The sequence below is a fragment of the Corynebacterium sp. HMSC074C05 genome (genome assembly GCF_001838325.1).
In the GTDB taxonomy this organism is placed as follows: domain Bacteria; phylum Actinomycetota; class Actinomycetes; order Mycobacteriales; family Mycobacteriaceae; genus Corynebacterium; species Corynebacterium amycolatum.
The window spans coordinates 256,292-266,647 of record NZ_KV836280.1 but is presented as its reverse complement, the minus strand read 5'-3'; the positions used below and the strand labels follow the sequence as shown (position 1 = coordinate 266,647).

Below are 10,356 nucleotides of genomic sequence, written 5' to 3'. Positions count from 1 at the left end.
GGTGATGCATTCACCGCCTGAACCTACCGGGCCAATTTTGACATAAACGCAGTCAGTAACTTCCATCGCCCCACCGCCCCCAGCCATAAACGCTGTCACCGCCTGAACCTACCTCCTCCAAAAACCAAAAACCGCAACCTTTGGCCACAGTAAAACTGCGACTTCAGATTGCGGTTTTGGCAATAAATGAGGAAGCTATTTGCTTCGCGCTAGCCTAAATAAGGCTTAGCCCTGACGGGCCTTGAAGCGCGGCTCCTTCTTGTTGATCACGTAGACCTTGCCACGACGGCGCACGACCTGAGCGCCCGGCTTGTTCTTCAGCGACCGAAGGGACTTGCGGACCTTCATTCGGGCGCTCCTTTCTACTCGGCTCCGAAACGGGAATGTGCACACTGCACTCTCCCCGGACAATCACCCCAGTGACTGCCTGGCAACGCACCCTTCCTGATAATCCGAAGAAATATCAAAGAGGATGCGTTACGACACGAGTTGCCATACTACCTAATAAGCGGAATAACTCCAAAAATCCGGGGGAAACATGTTCTTTGACGGGCAACCCCAAGATCGCGACTCCCCACGTTGCAACTGCTTCCACTTCTCTACTTGGCAGCGGCAATCATGTACTCGCGGACCTCGGCAAGCGTCTTACCTGAGGTCTCCGGCACCGCCTTGATGGTGAATACCAGCGCAATTGCGCCCGTAATGGCAAAGAAGAAGAACGACCACGCACCACCGACAGCATCCACCATCGGAAGAAAAGCCTGCGCCACAAACCAATTCGCAACCCATAGCGCGAGCCCTGCCAGCCCCATCCCCAGGCCACGGGCCTCTGTCGGGATGATCTCGGAAATCAGGAGCCAGGTCGCCACCGACACAGCCGCCTGCTGAAACACGATAAATACGGTCATCAGCAGAAGCGACATCATGGCACCCGTCGAAGAGTTACTCGACAAACCATAGACGGGCGCCAGCACGAGCAGCGAACTTGCACAGCCCACCAAACCGATAATCAGCATTCGCCGACGACCAACGCGGTCAATGATGCTCATACCAATTGCACACGAAATCACCGAGGCGATACCAATGATGATGGAGGTATAGACAGAGCTTTCCGTCGACAAGCCAACCTTGTTCATCATCGTCGGTGCGAAATACATAATCGCATTCGCGCCCGTGACCTGCTGCGTCACACCAATGAGCATCGCAATGATGACGGTGCGTCGCACCCACGGGGTTTTCACGGCCAGGCGCTCTGCTGCACGCTGATCGGCGCTAGACGACGCCTCATCAACGGCAACCTCAGCCAGGGTCGCCTCATCTCCCTGCATCTGACGCAGCACGGCCAGCGCCTTGCCCTCCTGTCCTCGACGGACGAGGTAGGCCGGTGTGTCCGGCAGAACCAGCATGCCGATGAGCAGCACGATGCCGGGGACAGCGCCGAGTCCAAGCATGAGTCGCCAGTTACCGGAGGAGGCTAGGGCGGAGTTGGTGAGGAACGCCACCAGCTGACCAATCACGATCATCAGCGAGTTCAGGCTGACCAGGCGTCCACGCACATGCGGTGGTGCCATTTCGGAGATGTACATCGGTACGACGATGGAAACACCACCGATACAGACGCCGAGCAAAGTACGCGCAGCACCCAGCGAAAACGCACTAGTAGCGAAAGCACACCAGATACTGCCGATGATGAACCCGACCGCTCCGAGCAGGATGGTGCCACGGCGCCCCAGAGAGTCCGCTACGCGACCACCTAGGAACGCACCGATTGCCGCACCGACCAAGAGCATGGCGGTGACAGTGGACTCCTGTCCTGGAGTCAGCTCAAAAGAGCGCTGGATATACAGCAGCGCGCCCGAGATGACACCGGTGTCGTAACCAAAGAGGAGGCCGCCCAGAGCGGCGATGATAGCCACGGCTATCGACCGAGTTGTGGTGGTTTCCCGGTTCGGTCCAGTCTTATTCTGTTCGGTTGTACTCACGCTGGAAATCTTGCCACCCTCCGGCCAAAGACCCCCTATCCGAACAGCACTTACTCGATAAAGATGAGAGTTTTGGCACTCTTCTGGCAGGAAAATCATCCCTTTTCCCATCCTGAACTAGCGGTAGAGTGAGGCTCATGACACCAGTAGGCACACAGGATTTCCCACACCCCCTCCAGTCGGAGATTATTAACGACCTCCACGTCCAGCCCACCATCAATGCCGCCGAGGAAATCAGCCGCCGAGTCGATTTTCTCTGCGATTACTTCCGCGCCGCGCACGCCAAGGGATTCGTGCTCGGAATTTCCGGCGGTCAAGATTCCACGCTGGCCGGACGTCTAGCGCAGTTGGCCGTCGAAAAGCTTCGCGACGGCGGCGAGGACGCCACCTTCATTGCCATTCGCCTCCCCCACGGCGTGCAGGCCGATGAGGACGACGCACAGGTGGCACTGCAATTCATTCAACCTGACCAAAGGCTAACTATCGATATCGAACCGGCCACCGCCGCGATGACCGCCCAGGTCACCGATGCCCTGGCCGGCAGCGCTATCAGCGACTTCAACAAGGGAAATATTAAGGCCCGCATGCGCATGATTGCCCAGTACGCAGTGGCGGGTGTTGACGGCGCTTTGGTCATCGGCACAGATCACGCCGCGGAGGCTGTCACCGGCTTCTACACCAAGCACGGCGACGGCGCCTGCGACCTCGTCCCGCTGCAGGGGCTGAGCAAGCGCCAGGGCGCGGCCTTACTCCGTCACCTCGGCGCACCAGCCAGTACGTGGGAGAAGGTGCCGACGGCCGACCTGGAAGAAGATCGCCCTGCGCTTCCCGACGAAGTTGCACTCGGGGTGACCTATACCGCCATCGACGACTACCTCGAAGGCAAGGCCGTCTCAGATGAGGATGCCGCGCGAATCGAGCATCTCTACTCCATTTCCCGGCACAAGCGAGCCGTCCCTCCCGGACCGGCCGATTCCTGGTGGCGCTAGGCTACTGTCCCGGGCCACCGATTCAACACTGTCATCCTGCTCAAAAACTTCCCCGCCTACTATCGCCCACCTGAGCGGGCTGGATTAACGTTCCAGACAGGGCAGCAAACCTCTTAAGAGAAACCCCTTAAGAGAAGGCCTCCGCGCCAGCGTCCCAAATAGCTCCAACTGCGGCCAAGCTGTCTGCCGCACCGGCTTCGGCACTTGGTTCCAGCGCAGGTGAACCATCCTGGACGAGCTCGGCGGTCACCAAACCGTGGGCGAACGCCCACATGGCCAATCCCTTAGGCTCATCGCCGGCAACCTTAATGAATGCATCGCGAATCCAGGCATCCAATGACGAAGGCGAGACGACATTCACGAAATTAGTGCGACTCATCAGCCGGTAACCATGCGGATCGTCGAGAACTGCCTGGCGGTACGCCTGCAGCAGAGACGCCGAAGTACATTCCTCATCAATGGCAGCATGAATACGCTTGCCCAGATTCTCGAGACTCTCGGTCAGCAGCAGCTGGAGGAGCTCTTCTTTGCCGCTGATGTGCTTATACAGCGATGGCGCCTTCACATCGAGCCGCGCCGCTAGACGGCGCATACTGATTGCGCTCCAACCCGATTCGCGCAGCATCGCGCGCGCTTCATCTACGATCTTCTGCATACGTGGGGACTGCCTGCGCACATCGGGCTGCGCTGGCACCCCATCGGTCGATTCTATGGTGCACGTCACATTTGTGACTGTAACGCGTTGAATCTCACTTAGGGCGCTTTTGGGTAATTTAACCTAACAATTTTAAAAAACAGCTAACGGCGGTGCTCAGTCACTAAATGCTGCCTTTGCGCGCTGCTAGCTTTGCTTTACGACGGAGCCTCCACCGTCGTAAAGCAAAAGCACCGTATGCCGCCGCTACACTTCGTAACGATTCGGCTCCTCACCGAGGTGGAAATGGCGACCGGAAACATCGTTCGGAGTAATGCGCACGTAGTTGTACTTCAACGTCGGCAGCCAGGGCTTCAGCGGCAGCTCATCTGCAGCGTTAATATCCACGCGGGAGGTGAGAACCTCTGCGTCACCCTTTACAATGACCGACCATGCCTTCTGGGCATCCTTGTCAACAAAGTCGGCCTCAAAAAGAACATCGCGGTTCAGAGAAACAGTAAAAAGCTTCGACCCCTCGGCAGTGCGGAAGTAAATGCTCCCCTCATGAACGACGTAGTTCAGCGGGAAAAGATCCATATCATCTTTACGACGAACAACCAGGCGCCCAAAAGTCTGCGTAGCCAGCAGCTCGAGGGATTCTTCGGTGGACAGTTTCTGGATAACGGAGTCGTTGTGTGCCATACCCCCAGTATTCCACCGTTTAGACAAAGTTGCTACAGCCATACGGATTACCAATCACTGAGGTAAACGGCGAGCACACTACCCAGGGTAGATACAAGAAAACCCCCGGCCATTTCGACCGAGGGATTTCATACTGGTGGAGCTAACGGGACTCGAACCCGTGACCCCCACACTGCCAGTGTGGTGCGCTACCAGCTGCGCCATAGCCCCAGAATCAACATCGAAGTGGCTTTCACCCTCCGCTGTGGACTCCTCAAAGGCTACATGGCACTGTCATGTATCACCAAATCCGCATGTAGAACACTCTTTTACGCATTCGCCGAGTGCTCCAGAGCGGATCTGCCGAACATGAACTGAAGATGAATCGTGTGAGCGTGCACGGAACCTAGTGCAGGGCCACCTTGACCCACTGCCCCAGTCCGCCATCACCGGAAATGTTCTCCAGAATATCCTTGCCATCGACAAAGACGTGCGGCGAGGAAACCTTGCCCAAGCGCTTCTCAAGGTCATCGAAGTTGGCATTCGCGCTTGCCTTGGCCTCGGTGGTGTCGATGCCGGAGCGGACTTCGCTGACAATTTCGTCGGCGACACCGAGCTGCTCCAGGCGGTCAGCCAGCTCGTCATTGCTCCACGTGACGGAGTTCTGCTGGTCAGCCATCACCATTGTGCGGAAGTTCCAATATGCGCGAGCATCCCCGGTCTCAGCAATCTTGCGGGCAGTCGCGTAGATGCGAGTGGAGTGACCGTCACGCTGCTCCTTCTCCTCACCATCCAGGAAGTTCAGCGTGCGGTATTCAGCGACTAGCTTGCCGTCATTTAGCGCCTTGAGCTCATCATCGTGGCCCTCTTCGCTCATCTGAGCACAGTAGTGGCACGAGAAGTCCTCAAAAATCGTGGCTGTTTTAGCCCCTTCGGCGCCGTCCTTGCTTAGTCGGATGACATCGCCGTCGAGTGCGACAGAGAAGTCGACGTCCTCATCTGGCAGCCCCTCAATCGGCTGCGACCGGCCGATGTAGATAACGCCACCAATAACAACTGCAACGACAGCAAGAAGAGCAATCAGGCCGACGACGAAGCCACTGCTCTTTTCATTTGGATTCTTAATCTTCTGACTCACACCGCTTACGATAGCGGTGTTTTCTTGCCAATGACACAATTGCGCCTGAGAAAACGGAAATGGTTACTAGGTCCCATCACTAGCCCCATCACTAGGCCCATCGCCTTGACCCCAGCCCCCCTGTCCCTTCCCTCAGACTTCAACCTCTAGCCAGCGGGCTAGGCGTAGATGGCAAACTTCTTCCACGGCCATACGTACACAAATACAGCCAAGGCCAGAAAACCTATATCTCGGGCGACTTCCGTCAGATACGTAGCGGGGCCAGCGTTCTCGTCGTAGCCACCGCCACCAAAGCAACCGCAGTCAATTTGCAGGCCGCGCGCCCACGCCGAGATAATGCCGCCGATAAACACCAGTAAGAGCAACCCCGACAGCACTGCTACCGGACGCAGGAAAAGCCCCAATACCAGTAAGAGTCCGAGGATGACTTCGAAGGCGGGCAGCGCAACCGCTACCATCGGCACCAAATCACTCGGCAGCAGCTCATAAGCTTGCACTGCCTGACGCGATTCCAGCGGGTTCAGCAGTTTGATTAGACCCGAGTACAACCAAACTGCAGCCAGGCCGAATCGTGCCACCACGCCTACGAAATTCTTCATGCATAGAAATATTAGTACAGGCTAACTGTTTACAGCTAGCCCAACGGATACCGTTTACCCGTTCAGAACCGCCGAGACCACGTCCTGTGCCTCAGCCTGAACCTGTGCCAGGTGATCCGCGCCCTTGAAAGACTCCGCGTAGATCTTGTACTTATCTTCAGTGCCCGACGGACGCGCCGCGAACCATGCGTTTTCCGTAACCACCTTGAGGCCACCAATCGCAGCGCCGTTGCCCGGCGCTTCGGTCAGTTTGGCTGTGATGGTCTCCCCTGCCAGGGTGTCGGCCTTGACCTGCTCCGGCGAGAGCTTCTTCAGGATTGCCTTCTGCTCACGGGTTGCGTCCGCATCGGTGCGGGCGTAAGCCGGGGCACCGTACTTATCGGCGAGCTCTGCGTAGAGTTGCGATGGAGTCTTCTCGGTCACGGCCTTGATCTCGCTGGCCAGGAGGTCCAGGATGATGCCGTCCTTGTCGGTAGACCACACAGTGCCGTCGTGACGCAGGAACGATGCACCAGCGGATTCTTCACCACCGAAACCGATGGTGCCGCCGAGCAGACCCGGGACGAACCACTTGAAGCCGACTGGAACTTCCACGAGCTTGCGGCCCAAATTGGCAACGACGCGGTCGATCATCGACGAAGACACCAACGTCTTACCGACCGCGGTCTCCTGCGACCAGCCCGGACGGTGTGCGAAGAGGTAGTCAATGGCAACGGCCAGGTAGTGGTTCGGGTTCATCAGACCCGCGTCCGGTGTCACAATTCCGTGGCGGTCCGAGTCCGCGTCATTGCCGGTGGAGATGTCGAACTTATCGCGGTTACCAATCAGGGACGCCATCGCATTCGGCGAGGAACAGTCCATACGAATCTTGCCGTCTGTATCCAGCGTCATAAAACGCCAGGTCGCATCAACCAGCGGATTGACCACAGTCAGGTTTAGGTTATGCGCATCGCCAATTGCGCCCCAGTAATCCACCGACGCACCACCCATTGGGTCGGCGCCGATACGCACGCCGGCATCACGGATGGCGTCGAGGTTGACAACATTTGGCAGGTCCGACACGTACGCATTGAGGTAGTCGTGCTTTACGACGAGGTCTCCTGCCTTATCCACCAGCTCGCGCTTAACCCCATCCAGGCCCTTAGCCAGGTATTCATTGGCACGAGCTGCAATCCAGTCCGTTGCATCTGCATCCGCCGGACCACCGGTCGGCGGGTTGTACTTAAAACCACCATCCCGTGGCGGATTGTGGGAAGGGGTAATCACGATGCCGTCGGCACGCGCGGAGCTATTACCCGTCGGACCGCCCTCCACGTCGCGGTTATACGTCAGAATTGCGTGACTGACGGCCGGAGTCGGCGTGTAGCGATCCTGAGCGTCAACCATCACGGTAATGCCGTTGGCCGTGAGCACCTCGAGAGCGGAAATCATTGCCGGCTCGGACAGGCCGTGGGTATCGCGGCCAACGTACAGTGGGCCTTCAATGCCCTGGCCCTTGCGGTAATCCACGATGGCCTGAGTAGTGGCGTGAATGTGGTCTTCGTTGAAAGCGCCGTCGAGGGAGGAACCGCGGTGACCGGAAGTACCGAAGACGACCTTCTGGTCGGGGTTATTCGGGTCCGGGTGCTTCGTGTAGTAGGCAGTGACCAGTTCCGCGACATCGATAAGGTCGGATGGCTGGGCCAATTGCCCGGCGCGCTCATGAGCCATTGTGGGTATCCTCCTGCTGAATCGGCGAACTGCGCAACCACCGATTTCACCGCCGACCAGCCGGCCGGAATTGGGAAACCGAACTGAGATGCGCTTCCTCCTCTCCAGTGTCCCCGTTTTAGGGACAGCGCGCATGGCAAGAACCACTCGGTAAGGCAAACTCGCCCCTGCAATAGGGTGCAGTAGGTAGATTGTCGCGCGCCGACGGGAACACCTTTTCGTGAAAGATCCCGAATTGTCGGCGCCTACCTCCCCTTTTAACCACTGTGCTAGCGTTGTCACCGTGAATGAGGAATCTGGCGCTGCGAAACTGCCATCAGCAGGACGAGCGCAGGTTCTCATGGCTCTGGCCGTGGCCGGCGGTGCCGCTGTTGGCGCAGTATGTCGCTTTCTGCTCGGAGCGGCGATCGATGCAATCGTTGGCTCGGGAATTAGCGCAATCTCGACGACTGTCATCAACTTACTGGGCTGCTTTCTCTTCGGCCTGGTCAGCAGTATCGCGTTTGCTAATCCTCGGCTTTCCGCTTTCTGCGGTACTGGCTTTTGTGGCGGCTTCACCACTTTCTCCGCATTTGTCATTCTCCTATTGGCACAGGCGGACACGTCAGTCGCTCTTCTTATCAGTGTTGGGCTTATTCACCTGCTGTGCTGCCCTCTCGCCTACTGGCTGGGCACCAAGTGCGCACGGGAGGTCGCGGAATGACCGGCGATCTCCTCGGCTCTTTTTCCTCGGCGCTGTCGGCCATCCTCGCTATCGCACTTGGCGCCGCAGTAGGTGGAGCGCTGCGCTATGCGCTGGCCGAACTTGCGGTGAAGTGGGCTGATTCCAAACTGCCCGGAACGTGGACCGCAAATATGATTGCCTGCTTCGTCGCCGGTGTCGCTGCTGTGGTGTGGTCGCGGGGAACGTCGATAAGCAATGGCATGACGCCTGCCCTGGCCTATGCGGCGGTAATGATTGGTTTCGCCGGTGGCCTGTCTACGTGGTCGACGCTCGCCGGAGAGATCGTACGCCTTAAGAACCAACACTTTTGGAGGGCATGTGGGTACGTTGCTCTCACACTGATTGGCGGAATTATCTTTGCTTTCGCCGGAATGTGTTTACCCCCACTTGTGGCGAATTAATAGCACAATAATCATTTTCTGAGAATTTAATGATCGGATTTAGGCTTTCTACCAGTAAAGTTCCACAGCATGGAAAGCTTCAGCGATTTTGCCTCAGCGGCGGATAGTTTCATTTGGAGTCCGTACCTCCTGATCCCCGCGCTGATTGGCACCGGAATCATTTTGACCATTCGTCTGGGCGCAATTCACCTGGTCAAACTCGGCCCGGCACTGCGTCTCGGACTCATCGACCGTAGCGACGACGATGCCGAAGGAGATATCACCAACTACCAGGCGCTGGCGACGGCTCTCGCGGCGACTGTCGGTGTCGGCAACATTGTCGGTGTCGCTACCGCTATCGGTCTGGGTGGCCCCGGTGCGCTGTTCTGGATGTGGGTGACCGGCCTGCTTGGTATGGCATCGAAGTACTCCGAGGCATTCCTGGGTGTGAAGTACCGCCAGACCGATGCAGCTGGCGAACAGTCCGGCGGCCCACAGTACTACCTGCGCAAGGCCATCCCGAATGGTTTTGGTACGACGTTGGGCATTCTCTTCGCCGTCTTCGCTGCGCTGGCAGCCTTTGGTATCGGCAACCTGACCCAGGGCAATGCCGTGGCCTCGAACCTGGAAAACAGCTTCGACATCGATCCGACGCTCTCCGGCATGATTATGTTCATCCTGGTAGGTGCAGCTCTGATGGGTGGCATTAAGTCGATTGGCCGCATCACCGCCAGCTTTGTGCCGATGATGATTGTGCTCTACATCGGTGCGGCCGTGTGGGTGCTCGTCGCCAATGTCTCGGCGCTGCCCGAAACCTTCAAGCTCATCTTCACCGATGCTTTCACCGGCACCGCGGCCGTTGGTGGGTTCGCAGGGTCCACGCTCATTCTCGCCCTGCAGATGGGTGTTGCCCGCGGTCTGTTCTCCAACGAGTCGGGCCTGGGTTCCGGGGCTATCGCCGCTGCCGCCGCATCGACGACTCACCCAGTTCGTCAGGGTTTGGTCTCCATGACTCAGACCTTCATTGACACCATCATCGTCGTGTCCTTCACCGGCCTGGTTATCATCAGCACCGGTGTTTGGCAGGATGGCAACGTCGACACTGGTGCTCTGACCGCTGAGGCATTCTCCCGCGGTCTGCCGGGCCACTGGGGTGGCACCATCGTCACGCTGTCGGTTGTCTTCTTCGCATTCTCCACCATGCTGGGCTGGTCCTACTACGGTGAGCGCGCCTTCGAGTCCCTGGTCGGTCGCCGCGGCACCGGCCTCTACCGTGCAGTCTTCACCTGCGTGGTCTTCGTCGGCGCGGTAACTCAGCTGGAAACCGTCTGGTCCGTCGCCTCGGCTCTCAACGGCCTGATGGCGCTGCCGAACCTCATCGGTCTGATTGTCCTGTCCGGGCTCATCGCGCGTGAGACAAAGGCATACCTCGAATTTGACCCTCAACTTCGCGCAACGGCTGCGGAAATCGACAAGTGGCAGTCTCAGCAGGACTTCGAGGCTTTCAGCAAGAACTAAC

General features: G+C 58.0%; 11 protein-coding genes and 1 tRNA gene. 4 read left to right on the top strand and 8 right to left on the bottom strand.

Going from position 1 to position 10,356, the window contains the following annotated elements; genetic code table 11:
* Positions 1 to 225: 225 nt before the first annotated feature.
* Both ykgO and HMPREF3042_RS02000 read right to left on the bottom strand, forming a co-directional pair.
* Positions 226 to 348: a type B 50S ribosomal protein L36 gene (gene ykgO / locus HMPREF3042_RS02005; RefSeq protein ID WP_005511141.1), complete on the bottom strand. Its 123-nt coding sequence runs from the start codon at positions 346 to 348 to the stop codon at positions 226 to 228.
* A gap of 251 nt (positions 349 to 599) precedes the next feature.
* A complete protein-coding gene (locus HMPREF3042_RS02000; RefSeq protein WP_141764774.1) occupies positions 600 to 2,081 on the bottom strand; it encodes a sugar porter family MFS transporter in 1,482 nt (493 codons plus the stop codon).
* 38 nt (positions 2,082 to 2,119) lie between these two features.
* On the opposite strand from HMPREF3042_RS02000, the gene nadE reads away from it, so the two are divergent.
* Entirely contained in the window at positions 2,120 to 2,971 is an 852-nt protein-coding gene (gene nadE, locus HMPREF3042_RS01995) for an ammonia-dependent NAD(+) synthetase (protein WP_070601163.1), read from the top strand.
* A 127-nt stretch (positions 2,972 to 3,098) separates the two neighbouring features.
* Here nadE and HMPREF3042_RS01990 read toward each other — a convergent pair whose 3' ends face one another.
* The 6 genes from HMPREF3042_RS01990 to pgm form a co-directional block, all read right to left on the bottom strand.
* Complete coding sequence (locus HMPREF3042_RS01990; protein ID WP_224784081.1) at positions 3,099 to 3,695, bottom strand: TetR/AcrR family transcriptional regulator; 597 nt, start codon at positions 3,693 to 3,695, stop codon at positions 3,099 to 3,101.
* Positions 3,696 to 3,872: 177 nt separating this feature from the next.
* The gene (locus tag HMPREF3042_RS01985; protein WP_070855917.1) at positions 3,873 to 4,307 is read right to left on the bottom strand and encodes a pyridoxamine 5'-phosphate oxidase family protein; all 435 of its coding nucleotides are present in this window, start codon (positions 4,305 to 4,307) and stop codon (positions 3,873 to 3,875) included.
* Positions 4,308 to 4,441: 134 nt separating this feature from the next.
* Positions 4,442 to 4,517, bottom strand: a tRNA-Ala gene (locus HMPREF3042_RS01980).
* Between the two features lie 175 nt (positions 4,518 to 4,692).
* Positions 4,693 to 5,424, bottom strand: coding sequence for a DsbA family protein (locus HMPREF3042_RS01975; RefSeq protein ID WP_070855916.1), 732 nt, complete (start codon positions 5,422 to 5,424; stop codon positions 4,693 to 4,695).
* Positions 5,425 to 5,582: 158 nt separating this feature from the next.
* Positions 5,583 to 6,023: a MauE/DoxX family redox-associated membrane protein gene (locus HMPREF3042_RS01970; protein ID WP_070855915.1), complete on the bottom strand. Its 441-nt coding sequence runs from the start codon at positions 6,021 to 6,023 to the stop codon at positions 5,583 to 5,585.
* Positions 6,024 to 6,077: 54 nt separating this feature from the next.
* Positions 6,078 to 7,733: a phosphoglucomutase (alpha-D-glucose-1,6-bisphosphate-dependent) gene (gene pgm, locus HMPREF3042_RS01965; protein ID WP_070855914.1), complete on the bottom strand. Its 1,656-nt coding sequence runs from the start codon at positions 7,731 to 7,733 to the stop codon at positions 6,078 to 6,080.
* A 283-nt stretch (positions 7,734 to 8,016) separates the two neighbouring features.
* On the opposite strand from pgm, the gene HMPREF3042_RS01960 reads away from it, so the two are divergent.
* The 3 genes from HMPREF3042_RS01960 to HMPREF3042_RS01950 all read left to right on the top strand — a co-directional run bounded on the left by HMPREF3042_RS01960 (position 8,017) and on the right by HMPREF3042_RS01950 (position 10,355).
* Positions 8,017 to 8,436 (top strand): fluoride efflux transporter FluC, encoded by a 420-nt coding sequence (locus tag HMPREF3042_RS01960; protein ID WP_246822286.1) that lies wholly within the window; start codon positions 8,017 to 8,019, stop codon positions 8,434 to 8,436.
* Positions 8,433 to 8,858 (top strand): fluoride efflux transporter FluC, encoded by a 426-nt coding sequence (locus HMPREF3042_RS01955; RefSeq protein ID WP_070601175.1) that lies wholly within the window; start codon positions 8,433 to 8,435, stop codon positions 8,856 to 8,858. Before HMPREF3042_RS01960 ends, HMPREF3042_RS01955 begins: the two co-directional genes overlap by 4 nt.
* A 69-nt stretch (positions 8,859 to 8,927) precedes the next feature.
* Positions 8,928 to 10,355, top strand: coding sequence for an alanine/glycine:cation symporter family protein (locus tag HMPREF3042_RS01950; protein WP_070855912.1), 1,428 nt, complete (start codon positions 8,928 to 8,930; stop codon positions 10,353 to 10,355).
* The last annotated feature ends 1 nt before the right edge of the window (position 10,356 follow it).